A 15,058-nucleotide genomic window follows, 5' to 3' on the forward strand; every position below is an offset into this window, starting at 1 on the left:
CCCTCTTATTTCTTTTGCTTAGGCTTGAACATTTCCAACATGCGTGCAGTTACTGCGAAGCCGCCGAAAATATTAATGCTTGCCAAAAATACCGCAATCGCACCAAGTACGCTTACAACATTCACACTTTGAAATACAACATTTGCATCTACACCAAGTACAGGCAGCCCGACTGTTTGCAACATCGCACCAACAACAATAATTGATGACAATGCATTAGTTACCGCCATAAGTGGCGTATGTAAAGCTGGTGTAACACCCCAAACTACGTAATAACCTACGAAGATGGCAAGGACGAAAATTGTAATAGTTTCAACCATGAGAAATCTCCTTAACCACGCTTAAGCAGCACTTGACCGCCATGAGTGACCAATAGGGCTTTTTGGATTTCGTCTTCTTGATTAATCGCAAAGTTTTTCTCTTTGTCGAATAAAGTCTCTACGAAATTGAAAACGTTACGTGCATATAATGCAGAAGCTTCTGTCGCAACAGTGGCTGGAATATTTGGAATACCCAAAATTTTCACACCATTTTCAGTCACAACAGTTTCGCCAACTTTAGAACCTTCAACGTTACCACCCGTTTCAACTGCCATATCTAAAATGACAGAGCCCGGCTTCATTTTGGCAACAGTTTCAGCTTTAATCAGACGCGGCGCATCACGACCCGGCAACAATGCTGTTGTAATCACGATATCGGCATTCGACACAGCTTTATCCACAATCGCAGCTTGGTCTTTGATGTATTGCTCACCCGGCATCCAGCCATAACCATTTTTTGCTGCATCTGCAGCACGTTGCTGTTCTTCTTCAGACATTGGTACGTCTAACCACTTACCACCTAAAGACTCAACTTGATCTTTAGCTGTTGGACGTAAATCTGTTGCTTCAACAACAGCACCCAAACGTTTTGCTGTAGCAATCGCTTGAAGGCCCGCAACCCCAACACCCATAATCACAACACGTGCTGGCTTTACAGTACCAGCAGCAGTCATCAGCATTGGGAACATGCGTTGATACTCGGCAGCTGCAAGCAAAACTGATTTATAACCAGCCAAGTTCGCCTGAGAAGACAACACATCCATGTTTTGTGCACGAGAAAGCGTACGAGGAAGCAATTCCAGAGCAAAAGCAGATACTTGCTGATTCGCAAACTGATCTAGCTCGGTATTACGATAAGGATCAAACATTGCTACAACAGCTGTATTTGCTGCAAGTTTTTGAATTTCCCCGCCTTGTGGCGCACGAACTTTCAAAATAATTTGACTACCCGTATAGGCATCATCCGTAATGGTTGCACCGACCTGTTCATAAGCACTGTCAATGTACGCAGCCTTTACACCAGCACCACGTTCAATCACAACGCTATGACCAGCGCTAATCAACTTCTTTACTGTCTCTGGCGTAGCAGCTACACGATTTTCACCGACGACAGTTTCGGTTGGGATTCCGATCTGCATGAGCGTTCCTCAAGCTAATTTCTCATTGTCAAAAACATTGCAACCCGCAATGTTTCCCCCATGTGTATTCTTTGTACAGAATTTGGATTCTAATTGAACTTTTTGAAAATACCACCCACTATTTATTTAATAAATACCCATATTTTGAACTGATGATTCACGATATTTGACTTGAGGTGTAATATAGGAAGATTTTTCTTTTTTTGCAGACAATAGTCTCTCTTATACAGTCCTGTATATGAAAATTTCTTTATCTTCGTTTCAAATTGGGTCTTTTTTCGCGCTTTGTTCTGCTTTTCTATTCAGCACAAAAGCAATCTTTATTAAACAAACTTATGCCCTTTCTCCATTAGTAGACGGTACAGTCCTGATGGCTTTACGTATGCTAAGCGCCTTACCGTTCTTTCTATTAATTTGCTGGTTCAATAGGCATCATAATCAGGGCATAAAAAAGAAGGATTGGCTAATTTTAATTTTTGCCGGTCTATTAGGCTACTACTTTGCCAGCTGGCTTGATTTCATGGGCCTTATGTTTATTAGTGCTTCTTTAGAGCGAATTATCTTATTTTTATATCCAACACTTACCGTGATTGCATCAAGCCTGCTCTACAAACAAAAATTAGATATAAAAAGTTTAATCGCCATTTTTCTTAGTTATGGTGGAACCGTGCTAGTGATGCTTCAAGAACACAACAACGCACCAATTCAGGGCAATTTCTGGCTAGGAACAAGTTTCGTATTTGCAAGTGCTGTAGCATTTGCTGGTTATTTACTGTTAACCCCACCATTAATTAAAAAATTTGGTTCTTGGAATTTCACAGGTTTAGCGTTAACTGTGGCCTGTATTGGGGCATTAACACATTACGCACTAAATACTCCTCACCCTATTCAACTAATATTACAGCTCCCCTCAAGTGTAATTTGGTATGGAATCGGCTTAGGCTTTTTAGTCACTGTCTTACCCACCGTTATGCTCATACAAAGTATTGAACGTCTTGGTGCATCACAATCTGCAATGATTGCTTCAATTGGACCAGTTTTAACTATTTTACTTGCCGTTGTTTTCTTAAATGAACATCTTAATATGTGGCAATGGGTCGGTTGCCTACTCAATATTGTAGGGGTAATGATGATTACGCTTAGAAAGAAAAGACTAAAACATTAAATTCTCTTGACCTCAACTTAAGTTGAGGTTGGATACTCATCTAAATTTTACTGAAAGGTTGAGTTCCGATGAATAAAGAAGCTTTTAGAATCATAAATCCCTCTACTTTATATAACCCAACGCCAAATACTTATAGCCATATTGCTGTAGTCCAAAATTTTAAAAATATTATTCATATTGCAGGACAAGGCGGTGAAGATTCGAAAGGGGAATTAAGCCCAAATTTTGAAGAACAAGCCACTCAAGTTTTTAATAACATTCAAAATGCATTAACAGCAGCAGAAGCAAAAATCTCAGATATTGCTGTTTTAAGGGTTTTAATTGTTGACCACTCAGATGAAAAACACCAAATTTTAATTAAAATCATGCAAAATCTATGGAAAAATCATCCTTTTCCAGCCTGTACGCTCATTCCTGTACCACGCCTTGCATTAGAGCGCATGCTCATTGAAGTTGAAGCAACAGCATACACCTAATAAAACCGAGAGAATATCATGTCTACCCCTGAAGATATCAGTCAAAATAAACCTTTGCTTTGGTTGATGGCAGCAGCATGTGGCTTATGTGCAGGTGTGAATTATTACTGTCAGCCTCTAATTCATTCTATTCAGCAAGAGTTTGCTGTAACTCAAGCACAAGCCGCTTTAACAGTGACATTTGCTCAGGTGTCTTATGCCCTTGGTCTACTCTTTATTGTTCCGATGGGTGACATCGTCAATAAAGCCAAAGCTATTCCGTTTTTGATGGTGCTTTGCGCAGTTGGTCTATTTACTTCTGCCTTTGCTGTTAACTTACCTATGCTCTGGATTGGTACAATTTTAGCGGGCTTATTTTCTGTTGCAGCTCAAGTATTAATCCCATTAGCTACTATGACAGTCAAACCTGAAAAAACAGGCGAGATTATTGGTTTTTTAATGAGTGGCTTATTGGTCGGGATTTTACTCTCTACCAGTCTGGCCGGTTTATTTTCCAATCTTTTCCACTGGAAAGTCGTTTATGTGGTAAGCGGCGTATTAATGCTATTACTGGCATTTACTTTAAAAAGTCGTCTACCTTACGTCTTGCGTATGAAAATGAATTATGGGCAAATTTTTGTTTCCATGGCTCAGCTTTTAAAGCAGGAAAAGCGACTATTACTAAGAGCGCTTACAGGTGCTTTCGCCTTTGCAGCAGTAAGTACTTTATATTCCACTATCGCCTTACTACTGACCTCAGCACACCATTTACCAGACCTGTTTATCGGACTCGTTCCTCTAGTCGGTATTTTTGGTGCATTATCAACCCGCTATATTGGTAAATACGCCGACCAAGGCTACACAAAATTACTTACTTGGATGGGCTGTGGACTATTCTTAGTCAGTTGGGTTTGTTTCTATTTTGGACAAACTCTACTTTCTACATATGTCATTGGGTTTGCGTTAATTCAATTAGCACTTGCGCTCGTTCACACCAGTAACCAAAGTATTATTTTCCGTCTACGTCCAGATGCTAAGTCCCGCATTAATGCCATCTATATGACCACTTACTTTATTGGTGGCGCAGCTGGTTCGGCATTAGGAATTTTTGCTTGGAATCATGGTGGATGGGCCATGACTTGCCTTGCAGGGGTTGGACTCGTTCTGTTTTGTATTTTATTTAGTGTGATTGATGCCTTCTTACAAAAAAAGCAGTTGGCTCACTCATAAGGTAATTTGTTAAAAATCATCTTTCTACATTCATCATAAGGGCGGTTATAAATTACGCGATTAAATGTCTCTGTCGATTCAGAGCTAAACCCCGTATAATGCTGCCCTTTCTTTAATTTAGCGACTTTTGGGTCTATTGATTATGCAATCACTTCAATCGTTACAACCTCGTATTTCAGTTGCCCCAATGATGGATAGGATCGTCTAAATTTAAAAAATATTTATTATCAATCTCTTAGCAAAAAAAATAAAAATTGTGGTGTAAATTTAGTGTAAAAAAAAATAGAAACAAATTTTTATATTTTCAACCATTTATTTTAATAATACATTTTACCTTGTTAAGTTAATAAGCCAGAAATAATACACTCTCAGCATAATTTCCTTATTATCCATAGTACCTTGAACAAATCTTGAAACAATTTGTTTTCTATTTTTTTTACCAAAAAATATGACTATTTCTATTTTTTAAACCTAAAACTATGTATGCTGTATTGAAGAGAAACTTAATAGATCTAATTTTATGCAGCCATTATATTTAACTATTGATGATCCACAACATGCCCAGAATCGAATAAAAGAGGTTTTCGGCTTTGACTCAAAAGTTCTACTGGGAGTCATTGAAGATGGATTTGCAGCTCGCAATGAAACAACAAATAATCACCCTAAAATTTATGGGGGTTATAGACATTTTGCTGAAGGAACCGCTTTTTTAAGAGAACGCCTTCTACCTAAAGGTTATTCAAAATATACCCAAGGAAACTCTGAATGGGTTCATAATGAAAAAAAAGGTATTTTAATCAGCTTTATGGCAGGAAATGCCTCTGTTGGGATGAAAGGTCAAACCCCATCTAATACAGATGGTTTAAAAGCTGAAAAAGTTGCTCGAAATAGAAATCCTAAAGGTAGCATGTTTTCAAGAATTGCTAATGCACAACTGCATGGCGATATGTTGACTTTACACTCAGGTATAGATACGTGGTGTTGGGTTTTGATGTATTATATTGATTATAAAAACAAAATAATTAGAAGTGAACTATCATGCCCTTCAAGGCTTACGGAAAACGGTAAATTTTTTGCAGAGTATCATGAAAGGATTATTCTAAAAGAAATTAGTTTCGATCCAGAGTCTGAATTTGATACTATTCTTTCCCCTGCACCAACCCCCCCGTCGATTGATTTTGAAATCAAACGCAAGAATGCTTAAGAGGCAATATTATGTTCAATATGGGTCGTTTCGATCTCGCTCGTCAACGCCGTGGCTTGACTAAGAGAGATTTGGCTCATCTATTAGGCGTAACCGATAGAACTGTTTCAAATTGGTATAGTAACCAAGAAATTGATGAGAGAATTTTAGAAAAGGCTGCTGAGATTCTTGATTTTCCTCTCAGCTTTTTTTATGGAAATGATATTGAGAAAATTCATGCTGAGTCTGTAAGTTTTAGAGCTCTTACTAAAATGACAGCTAGAAAAAGAGATATGGCAATTAGCCAAACTATTTTAGCTGAAATGATCAGTGATTGGATTGATTTGAAATTTGAATTACCTCTTCCTAACGTTCCTGATTTACATGAACTAAGAAGTGATTTTTCGTCCTCTTCTATTGATGAATTAGATGAAGTCAGTGAAGATGAGGTTAATTATTATTTAAAATATTCTTATCCTGAAGCATGCGCAGATACAGTAAGAAAAGCGTGGGGATTAGGAGAACAGCCCATCCCAAACTTAATTGCACTTTTAGAATCTAAGGGCATTAGAGTTTTTTCTCTTACAGATGAAGCACAAGATGTTGATGCATGTTGTAGATGGACAAGTGGTCGGCCTTTTATTTTTTTAAATACCTCTCGAACTGCTGAAAGATGTCGATTCGACTTAGCTCATGAGCTTGGTCATTTAGTGATGCATAAGCACGGAATAATTGAAGGTATTCATGTTGAACAAGAAGCTAACGCTTTTGCTTCCGCATTTTTATTGCCACGTAGAAGCTTACTAGCAGATCCTTTAAAAATACCTTCATTAAAGGGTATTTTATCCAAGAAAGAAATATGGCAAGTTTCTGCTGCTGCTTTGACTTATCGTTACAATAAGCTCGGTATTATTACTGATTGGAACGCGACTAGTATATATAAACAATTGGCTCAGAGAGGACGAAATAACGAGCCAAACCCTATTGCTCATGAAACGTCTCTTTTACTTAGTAAAATTTTTCAAGCTTTAGCTCAGGAAAATTTTGATTTATCAGAAATGACTAATGAGTTAGGTCTTAATCTAGATGAAATTAATAGGCTTACTTTTAATCTTGTATCTAAATATCAAAATTTAGAAGCACTACGTCGTCGAAGTCAGTTAATAGTTTTGAACTGAAATTACCTAAAAAGAGAATTTTCATAATTCTCTTTTTAGGGATAATGGTTCATTTTCCAGCAATTTATAATATAAATTACTTCATTTATTTTGATAAATTTTAAGCAAGAATACTTTTAAGTAGACAATTAAGTTGATATTTTCATATAGACAATGGGCATTATTTCTAAGTTTTAAATTCTTCTAATTTCATGAATTGTACCTGTTTTAATGTTATTAAAATAGTATTTTAGAGAGACCTACAAAAGATTTGGAACGCTTTTAAGCCCTAAATACAAAGAATTAAACTTTAAGTTTTTTAGTTTTACAAACCAAGAAATAATAGAAACTACTTTATGAATAGTAGCTTCGGCTACTATTCATAATTTTAAATTGTAGTGATTTTAAAAAACTAACTCGATACCAGCCCCATATACCCATCCTTTTTCAGAATCAGTGGCTTCCTGTAAGGACGTAGCTTTTTGGCCTTTTTCATATTGGTAGGCCACATCAATGAAAGGTCGGATTCTTTTAGTGATCTCATACCGGGTTTTGATACCAGTTTTTAACTCAGATAAACCTGATTTTGCAGCATAGTTAGAGTCATCGCTAAATACAGCATCTACTTCGAGATAAGGTTGTGTGATCAATTTCTGGGTTAACAAGAAATCACGTTCGACTTCTAAGCTTGCCCCCCAGAAATTATTATCACCACCGTACAAATAAGCTTGAGTTTCAAAGAAATAGGGAGCTAATCCCAATACACCAATAACACCATCAACCCGATCACTGTTGCTGTTATTTTTATCTTCACTGTATCTCACCCCAGCCTGTACATCCCAGAAGGGTGCTACATTACGGCTATAAAGTGCTGACACATCATATTTTGGATCATGACTTTCTGCTTTATCCAGATTTGCTTCAATAAATAGGCGATTTTCATCTGTGCCTATCAATGTTTCAATTTTCGATCCTAAAGTACCTTTACCATCTTCATCCACAGTCCACTCATTCTCAAATTTAGTTGTTTGAAAAACTTGTCCACCATGTTCTTTCAGATGCTTATCATGATTTCGGCTATTGGATGTTTCAATTTCAGCTTCAAGACCTGTTTGGTAAGTATTACGATCAACATAACTTAGCCCACCAGGCTCTTTTAATAGCATTTTCATACTCTCGGACTGAGAGGATTTAGTACTATTATCCATGCTTTGAACATCCGTATCATTTGCAAAAGCTAGACCTGATAATCCAATTAAAGCTATTGATAATAGTGTCTTAGAATATATTTTTTTAGTGGTGCGCATGTTGATTTACCCCCTTATCATTAGTATTAGGTTGAGCAACAACATCTTTCGAATCAGTACTATTACTATCGACATTTGCCACAATAAGTTTATTCATCATTCCAGCAGACATGTGATAGAGCAAATGGCAATGAATAGCCCATTCACCTAACTCATCAGCCGTTAATAAAGTTGTAACTGTCTTACCTGGTGGAACAATAACCGTATGTTTATTCGGCATATTACTTGGATCTTGGCCATTTTCCAGTTGCATAAACATGCCGTGTAAATGCATCGGATGAGCCATCATACTATCGTTAACAAATTTCAAGCGTATACGCTCACCATATTTCACTTTAAATGGTTCAGTTTCATTAAACTTCTTACCATTAATTGTCCAAATATAGCGCTCCATATTTCCACCTAAGCGGATTTCAATTTCACGTTCTGGAGCACGGGTATCTTTTTGAGGGGTTAAAGATTGTAGATCACTATATTGAAGTGCTTTTAGTCCAGCTGGGGTTGAGGCATTCGCCCATCCGTAAACCACTTCATCTGATCCAGAAGAGCTCATTGTTTTTGAAGACATGTCATGATCCATACCCTTCATTGAAGACATGTCATGATCCATACCTTTCATTGAAGACATATCATGGTCCATACCTTTCATTGAAGACATGTCATGATCCATACCTTTCATTGAAGACATGTCATGATCCATACCTTTCATTGAAGACATGTCATGGTCCATACCTTTCATCGAAGACATGTCATGGTCCATACCTTTCATTGAAGACATGTCATGATCCATACCTTTCATTGAAGACATGTCATGGTCCATACCTTTCATTGAAGACATGTCATGATTCATTCCCATATCTTCCATTGTCAGTAAAGCACGGGGACGAGGTGTCGGCATGACAATACTTTTTACAGGTGAAGTATTTTCGTCATGTAATGTACCGATAGAAAAACCACTTCGGTCAATAGATTCAGCTTCAATCTGATAATTTGCCTGTTTCGGTTCTACGATAACATCGTAAGTCTCCGCTGTTCCTATCCGGAACTCATCCACTGGCACGGGTTTGACTGGCTGTCCATCCGCGCTGACTACTGTCATTTTCAGATTAGGAATTCTTACATCGAACAAAGACATTGCCGAGGCATTGATAAACCGGAGACGTACTTTTTCTCCAGCTTTAAAGTTTCCAGTCCAATTTTGTTCTGGAGTCTTACCATTCATTAAAAACGTATAGTTTGTTACATCAGACATATCTGTCTTAAGCATTCGCATCTGATTCCACATGGAACGATCTTTCCATGTTGCTTTTAAACCATCTCTTTTAATCTGCCTAAAAACATCAAAAACTGTTTCTCTTCGATTCTGGTAGTAATCAGCTTCTTTCTTGAGATTACTCATAATCTGACCACTAGTAGAATTGTGAAAATCAGAGAGTAAGACTACGTAATCTCTATCAGCTTTTTCTCCGGCCGTTAAAGGAACTTTATTTTTGGGATAAATGACTAAAGGGCCATATAGACCATCTTGCTCTTGACCTTTACTATGCGAGTGATACCAATAGGTTCCATTCTGACGAACCTTGAATTTATATTCATAGGTTTTATTTGGTGCAATACCATCAAACTGGTTGAACCCCGGTACTCCATCCATGATGCCAGGTAAAATTAAACCATGCCAATGAATAGAAGAATCTTGGTTTTTCAACTTGTTGTGTACACGAATAACGGCATCATCGCCTTCCTCAAACTCAAGAAGAGGCGCAACAAACTTACCATTTACAGTAATTCGTTTTAGAGGCTTTCCTGTAATATTCACCGTCTGTTCAGCAATTGTTAAATCATATTCTTTAACCGCTGCCATAACCCAAGTCGACGAAAACAATCCGACTCCTATTAAAAGGACATGACTTAATTTTCTAGACATTTATTTTCACCTATCTATAGTTAATTGAGGGCTAAGCAGGTGGATAAAATACTTTTCCCTCAATATCTTATTTCACGTATTAATTATTTATTTGGCATATTCATTTTAGAATGGTCCATGTCCATCATCTTAGAATGGTCCATGTCCATCATCTTAGAATGGTCCATATCCGTCATCTTAGAATGGTCCATGTCTTTCATCTTAGAATGGTCCATTTGGGACATATCAGACATTTGGCTGTGATCATGCTGACTATGGTTCTGTTGATTTTCCTTACCATCTTTCATATCACAAGGCTTTTTGCATTTCTCTTGTGCTTTTGCATTTACTTTAACTTCTGTACTTAAAGTATTTTTCTGTTGAGCATCAGCAGCCCAAGATTGGCTTCCAGCAATTAAAGTCCCAACACACATAAAAGCAGTTAAGCTACGACGGAATAGAGTTTTCATTGATTGCTCCAAAAATAAATTTTATATAACTAACTTATAGGTTGGAACCGGACATCTATGTGACTTGAAAATGACATTTTTGTAATCTACATCGCATCGTGTATTTATAACGTTATTATGGTCTTAATATGCGATACGGGGCTTAATAAATGAGAATCTTACTAGTTGAAGATGAACAAAAAACTGGTGATTATCTAAAGCAAGGTCTTTCTGAGGCAGGATATATTACAGACTGGGTTACAGATGGCTTATCAGGTAAACATCAAGCTCTTTCTGAAGAATACGATCTAATCATACTAGATGTAATGTTACCGAAGTTAGATGGCTGGAATATCATTAATGATATTCGCAAAAGTGGAAAAACTATGCCTATCCTTTTTCTCTCAGCTCGTGATCAAATTGAAGATAGAGTTAAAGGCCTGGAATTAGGAGCTGATGATTATCTGGTTAAGCCTTTTGCTTTTGCAGAACTTCTTGCCCGAATTAAAACCTTACTTCGTCGCGGTCAACAAAAGGAAGATAGCAATATTATTACGATTGCTGATCTTGAACTTGATCTTCGTAAACGTCGCGTCACACGTGCTGGACAAAGAATTGACCTTACAGCTAAAGAGTTCGCATTGATGGAATTATTCATGCGTAGACGTGGCGAGATTCTGCCTCGTGCTCTCATTGCTTCTCAAATATGGGATATGAATTTTGATAGTGATACCAACGTTGTAGAAGTCGCTATCAAACGTCTAAGAAATAAAATAGATAGTAATTTCAGTCCCAAGTTGATTCAAAACATCCGCGGAATGGGGTATGTCTTAGAGGTAGAAGATGACTCATAAACTGTTTAATGCGATCAGTTTCCGTATTGCACTCATCTTCTCGTTATCTACCATTATTATCTTAATGATTATGGGGCTGGTCATTCATCAGCTTGTTATGCATCATTTCGAAACTCAGGACCGTACTCAGCTAGAAGGGAAAATTCAGCTTTTAGAAAATTTACTGGAACAGAATCCGAAAAATACTGATGAATTAAAGATATATTTAAAAGATGCTTTAGTTGGCCATCATGACCTAATTGTCCAGATTGAACGCCCAACTGGCCAAATCATTTTTAGTTCAGCACCTGCCGTTATAAAGGCTCAAACATTAGTAAAGTCTAAACATATCCCTTGGATAGAGTGGGAAATTCAAAATAAAACCTATCGTGGTTTAGTTTATAAAAAGTCGTTTGATAAAAATATGAGTGTTCCAACTGCTCAGATTATTGTTGGAATCGATACCTCCGAACATCAACATTTTTTAAACGACTTTAGACGACAATTGTTATATATCGGAGTGGTGGGCACAATTTGTTTAATGTTTTTAGGTTGGTTTGCCGCATGGAGAGGCTTACGTCCAGTTCAGAAAATGGCAAAAGTTGCAGAAGGTATTTCAGCTCAGCATCTATCTGAACGGTTAGCGGTCGATAACACTCCTACTGAACTAAAATCATTAGCCATAGCCTTTAACGATATGCTAGATCGATTAGAAACTGCTGTAGAAAAACTCTCAGATTTTTCATCTGATCTTGCCCATGAAATAAGAACGCCAATTAATAATTTAATGACTCAGACTCAAGTATGTTTATCTCGTAGTCGGGATATTAATACTTATCAGGAAGTCCTCTTTTCTAATCTGGAAGAGTTTGAACGTTTGGCTCGAATGGTTTCAGATATGTTATTTCTTGCAAAGGCAGAGCATGGCCTACACTTACCAAACCTGCAACAGGTCAACCTGGTACAAGAAATTTCTGCTCTATTTGACTTTTATGATGCTATCGCTGCTGAAAAGGGAATGTCCCTAGAACAAAGTGGACAAGGATATGTTAAAGGCGATCCTTCAATGTTACGTCGTGCACTGAGTAATTTACTATCAAATGCGATCAAATATGGCAAACCTGATACAGTAATTAAGATTAACTGCCGACAAAATATTGATACCACTATATTTACAATCGAAAATGAAAGCTCACCAATAACATCTGAGCAGCTGAATCGGTTATTTGACCGTTTTTACCGTACGGATGCGTCCAGACAAAGAGTTGAGGAAGGCACAGGTTTAGGTCTAGCAATTACCAAGTCAATTCTTGATGTACATGGTGCAACGATTCAAGCGGACTATAACAACGGTCGGATAGCTTTTAAAATAATTTTTAAAAAATAAATGCTTGTGAATAAAAAATAACTGACTACTCATATCTGTATCTAAAAAATTATGAGTAGTCAGAGAATGATCCTTTCTTAACTACGTAATCTTAAAGCATTACCAATAACCGATGCTGAACTTAGGCTCATTGCTAAAGCTGCGATCATAGGAGAAAGTAGCCAACCGGTAAATGGATATAAAATACCCGCAGCTAAAGGGATGCCTAAAGCATTATAAAGAAATGCAAACATTAGGTTTTGCCTCATATTTTTAATAGTGGCCTCTGACAGGGAACGAGCGATCTCTATACCCCGTAAATCACCTTTGATTAAAGTGACTTGAGCACTATTCATGGCCACATCTGTTCCTGTTCCCATTGCAATACCAATATCTGCTTGGGCTAAAGCTGGGGCATCATTAATGCCATCACCTGCCATTGCAACCATTCTTCCTTCGTTTTGTAATTTATTAACCAGTTCCAGTTTATCTGCCGGTTTAACTTCTCCATAAACTTCATCAATACCTAATCTAGCACCAACTGATTTTGCAGTAGTTAAACCATCTCCTGTGGCCATTATAATTCTTAAACCAGAATTCTTCAGAGCATGCACAGCCTCAGGTGTACTCGCTTTGATTGGATCTGAAACAGCCAATAACCCTACGAGCTTCCCATCAACAGCCAAATGCATAACACTTGCACCTTCTGCTCTTAATTGCTCCGCTTGAGGGATATATGTATCAACTGATATGCCGAGTTGTTCCATTAGGGCTGTATTGCCTAATGCTAATTGTTGCCCGTCTAACTCGCCCTTCACACCAATTCCGGAACCTGACTCGAAAGATGTTGGTGTTGTTAGTACAAGATTTCTTTCACGGGCAGCCCGTACAATTGCATCCGCCAAGGGATGTTCACTACCTTGATCCAAGCTGGCAGCTAATCTGAGAACTTCATTCTCTTCATATCCGGATAAAGCAATGACCTTATCAAACGAGGGGCGGCCTTCTGTTAAGGTGCCTGTTTTATCAATAATTAATGTATCAATCTTACGTAAATTTTCTATTGCTGCGGCATCACGGAAGAGTACGCCATTGGATGCACCACGACCTGTTGCGACCATGATTGACATGGGTGTAGCCAATCCTAAAGCACACGGGCAAGCAATAATTAAAACTGCGACAGCATTGATTAGTCCGTATACCCAACTTGGTTCTGGTCCAAATATTCCCCAACCAAAAAAGGTAAGGATAGATATACCGATCACCACCAGCACAAACCAGCCGGCTACCTGATCTGCCATTCTTTGCATAGGGGCTTTAGAACGCTGAGCTTGTGCCACCATTTGAACTATCTGTGAAAGTACTGTTGAAGAGCCGACCTTTTCCGAGCGCATCACTAATGAACCGTTCATATTCATTGTCGCACCTATGACTTGGTCACCTATACGTTTTGTTACCGGAACCGGCTCTCCCGTTAACATCGACTCATCAATAGAACTAGAACCTTCTGTAATTATTCCATCAACAGGTACTTTTTCACCTGGCCGCACTCTCAGTAAATCTCCAACATGGACATGGGAAAGTGGAATATCTTCCTCTGTACCATCTTTATTAATTTTTCTTGCAGTTTTTGGTGCCAACCCAAGTAAAGATTTTATTGCTGTAGAAGTTTGCGAACGTGCCTTTAACTCAAGAACCTGGCCTAATAAGGTCAGTGAAATGATTGCGGCTGTTGCCTCAAAATAGACAGCAACACGCCCCATAGAGATGAAAGACGCTGGGAAAACTTGTGGGGCTAAAGTCCCAACGACACTATAAATAAATGCAGCTCCAGTCCCAATTCCAATTAAAGTCCACATATTCGGACTACGATTTAAAATTGAATGCCAACATCTAACAAAAAATGGCCAACCTGCCCAAAAGACGATAGGTAAAGTAAGGACAAGTTCAATCCAGCTTTGCACCTTCATTTCAAACCAGTTCAACTGATGCCCGAACATCGCCAAAAATACGACGATGAGGGTTAAAGGTAAGGTGTACCAAAATCTTCTTTTAAAATCTTTAAGTTCAGGATTATCATCAGCTTCATCTAGATTGGGTAGTAATGGTTCCAGGGACATACCGCATATGGGGCAGTTACCGGGATGATTTTGCCGGATTTCCGGATGCATTGGGCAAGTATAAATTGATGAGGTATTTGCATTTACACTATTTGACTGTGCCTCCATCTTATTTAGAGAGGCATTTGCGGAAGCAGATCCATTTTCTTTAGCAATATATAAAGCAGGATCATGCTTAAATTTTATCTGACATTTTTCACTACAAAAGTAAAAAGTCTTATTGCCAACCTGTTCATGAAATTTAGATTCTTCTGTTACAGCCATGCCACAGACAGGATCTTTAAATGCTTCATTTATAGTTTTCTTTTCATGATGATGGTCCATATATAAACCTCCTTCATATTTAATTTTTTTAAAAAACAATTAGCTTTGGACAGAAATAAATTTCCGGTTATTTGAATATTTAATGAACATTTTTCTTGATAAAGTCA

General features: G+C 37.8%; 13 protein-coding genes. 7 read left to right on the forward strand and 6 right to left on the reverse strand.

From position 1 onward, the window contains the following. Positions 1-5: 5 nt before the first annotated feature. Positions 6-320, reverse strand: a complete 315-nt coding sequence (locus MKL35_RS03575; RefSeq protein WP_106479519.1) for a proton-translocating transhydrogenase family protein — start codon at positions 318-320, stop codon at positions 6-8. A gap of 11 nt (positions 321-331) precedes the next feature. After that, a complete protein-coding gene (locus MKL35_RS03580) occupies positions 332-1,459 on the reverse strand; it encodes a Re/Si-specific NAD(P)(+) transhydrogenase subunit alpha (RefSeq protein WP_004883185.1) in 1,128 nt (375 codons plus the stop codon). A gap of 238 nt (positions 1,460-1,697) precedes the next feature. On the opposite strand from MKL35_RS03580, the gene MKL35_RS03585 reads away from it, so the two are divergent. The 5 genes from MKL35_RS03585 (at position 1,698) to MKL35_RS03605 (ending at position 6,670) form a co-directional block, all read left to right on the forward strand. Next, positions 1,698-2,624 (forward strand): DMT family transporter, encoded by a 927-nt coding sequence (locus tag MKL35_RS03585; RefSeq protein WP_106479518.1) that lies wholly within the window; start codon positions 1,698-1,700, stop codon positions 2,622-2,624. Positions 2,625-2,692: 68 nt separating this feature from the next. Beyond that, positions 2,693-3,100 carry a RidA family protein gene (locus MKL35_RS03590; RefSeq protein ID WP_270912844.1) on the forward strand — a complete coding sequence of 136 codons (408 nt, stop codon included), beginning with the start codon at positions 2,693-2,695 and terminating at the stop codon, positions 3,098-3,100. Between the two features lie 18 nt (positions 3,101-3,118). Beyond that, entirely contained in the window at positions 3,119-4,309 is a 1,191-nt protein-coding gene (locus MKL35_RS03595) for an MFS transporter (protein ID WP_004710591.1), read from the forward strand. A 520-nt stretch (positions 4,310-4,829) separates the two neighbouring features. Next, on the forward strand, positions 4,830-5,513 hold the full coding sequence (locus MKL35_RS03600; protein WP_001182927.1) for a hypothetical protein: 684 nt from the start codon (positions 4,830-4,832) through the stop codon (positions 5,511-5,513). Positions 5,514-5,524: 11 nt separating this feature from the next. Beyond that, positions 5,525-6,670: a helix-turn-helix domain-containing protein gene (locus MKL35_RS03605; RefSeq protein WP_270912846.1), complete on the forward strand. Its 1,146-nt coding sequence runs from the start codon at positions 5,525-5,527 to the stop codon at positions 6,668-6,670. Positions 6,671-7,053: 383 nt separating this feature from the next. Here MKL35_RS03605 and MKL35_RS03610 read toward each other — a convergent pair whose 3' ends face one another. The 3 genes from MKL35_RS03610 to MKL35_RS03620 all read right to left on the reverse strand — a co-directional run bounded on the left by MKL35_RS03610 (position 7,054) and on the right by MKL35_RS03620 (position 10,329). Beyond that, on the reverse strand, positions 7,054-7,956 hold the full coding sequence (locus MKL35_RS03610; protein WP_001260877.1) for a copper resistance protein B: 903 nt from the start codon (positions 7,954-7,956) through the stop codon (positions 7,054-7,056). Further along, positions 7,943-9,880 carry a copper resistance system multicopper oxidase gene (locus tag MKL35_RS03615; protein ID WP_072688826.1) on the reverse strand — a complete coding sequence of 646 codons (1,938 nt, stop codon included), beginning with the start codon at positions 9,878-9,880 and terminating at the stop codon, positions 7,943-7,945. Before MKL35_RS03615 ends, MKL35_RS03610 begins: the two co-directional genes overlap by 14 nt. A gap of 83 nt (positions 9,881-9,963) precedes the next feature. Then, on the reverse strand, positions 9,964-10,329 hold the full coding sequence (locus MKL35_RS03620) for a hypothetical protein (protein WP_000853613.1): 366 nt from the start codon (positions 10,327-10,329) through the stop codon (positions 9,964-9,966). A gap of 149 nt (positions 10,330-10,478) precedes the next feature. Between MKL35_RS03620 and MKL35_RS03625 the strand changes: the two genes are divergently transcribed. Together MKL35_RS03625 and MKL35_RS03630 are read left to right on the forward strand one after the other, a co-directional pair. Further along, on the forward strand, positions 10,479-11,162 hold the full coding sequence (locus MKL35_RS03625; protein ID WP_001221580.1) for a heavy metal response regulator transcription factor: 684 nt from the start codon (positions 10,479-10,481) through the stop codon (positions 11,160-11,162). Then, entirely contained in the window at positions 11,152-12,528 is a 1,377-nt protein-coding gene (locus MKL35_RS03630) for a heavy metal sensor histidine kinase (RefSeq protein ID WP_000149046.1), read from the forward strand. Before MKL35_RS03625 ends, MKL35_RS03630 begins: the two co-directional genes overlap by 11 nt. A 77-nt stretch (positions 12,529-12,605) precedes the next feature. On the opposite strand, the gene MKL35_RS03635 is transcribed toward MKL35_RS03630, so the two are convergent. Then, complete coding sequence (locus MKL35_RS03635) at positions 12,606-14,951, reverse strand: heavy metal translocating P-type ATPase (RefSeq protein WP_000349575.1); 2,346 nt, start codon at positions 14,949-14,951, stop codon at positions 12,606-12,608. Positions 14,952-15,058: the final 107 nt, after the last annotated feature.

It is taken from the genome of Acinetobacter sp. AOR41_HL, from assembly GCF_027854645.1.
Taxonomy (GTDB): Bacteria; Pseudomonadota; Gammaproteobacteria; order Pseudomonadales; family Moraxellaceae; genus Acinetobacter; species Acinetobacter nosocomialis.

Bases quoted from the DNA above. Each gene is read 5' to 3' on its own strand.
- MKL35_RS03575 (WP_106479519.1), bottom strand. From the start codon at position 320: ATGGTTGAAACTATTACAATTTTCGTCCTTGCCATCTTCGTAGGTTAT.
- MKL35_RS03580 (WP_004883185.1), bottom strand. From the start codon at position 1,459: ATGCAGATCGGAATCCCAACCGAAACTGTCGTCGGTGAAAATCGTGTA.
- MKL35_RS03585 (WP_106479518.1), top strand. From the start codon at position 1,698: ATGAAAATTTCTTTATCTTCGTTTCAAATTGGGTCTTTTTTCGCGCTT.
- MKL35_RS03590 (WP_270912844.1), top strand. From the start codon at position 2,693: ATGAATAAAGAAGCTTTTAGAATCATAAATCCCTCTACTTTATATAAC.
- MKL35_RS03595 (WP_004710591.1), top strand. From the start codon at position 3,119: ATGTCTACCCCTGAAGATATCAGTCAAAATAAACCTTTGCTTTGGTTG.
- MKL35_RS03600 (WP_001182927.1), top strand. From the start codon at position 4,830: ATGCAGCCATTATATTTAACTATTGATGATCCACAACATGCCCAGAAT.
- MKL35_RS03605 (WP_270912846.1), top strand. From the start codon at position 5,525: ATGTTCAATATGGGTCGTTTCGATCTCGCTCGTCAACGCCGTGGCTTG.
- MKL35_RS03610 (WP_001260877.1), bottom strand. From the start codon at position 7,956: ATGCGCACCACTAAAAAAATATATTCTAAGACACTATTATCAATAGCT.
- MKL35_RS03615 (WP_072688826.1), bottom strand. From the start codon at position 9,880: ATGTCTAGAAAATTAAGTCATGTCCTTTTAATAGGAGTCGGATTGTTT.
- MKL35_RS03620 (WP_000853613.1), bottom strand. From the start codon at position 10,329: ATGAAAACTCTATTCCGTCGTAGCTTAACTGCTTTTATGTGTGTTGGG.
- MKL35_RS03625 (WP_001221580.1), top strand. From the start codon at position 10,479: ATGAGAATCTTACTAGTTGAAGATGAACAAAAAACTGGTGATTATCTA.
- MKL35_RS03630 (WP_000149046.1), top strand. From the start codon at position 11,152: ATGACTCATAAACTGTTTAATGCGATCAGTTTCCGTATTGCACTCATC.
- MKL35_RS03635 (WP_000349575.1), bottom strand. From the start codon at position 14,951: ATGGACCATCATCATGAAAAGAAAACTATAAATGAAGCATTTAAAGAT.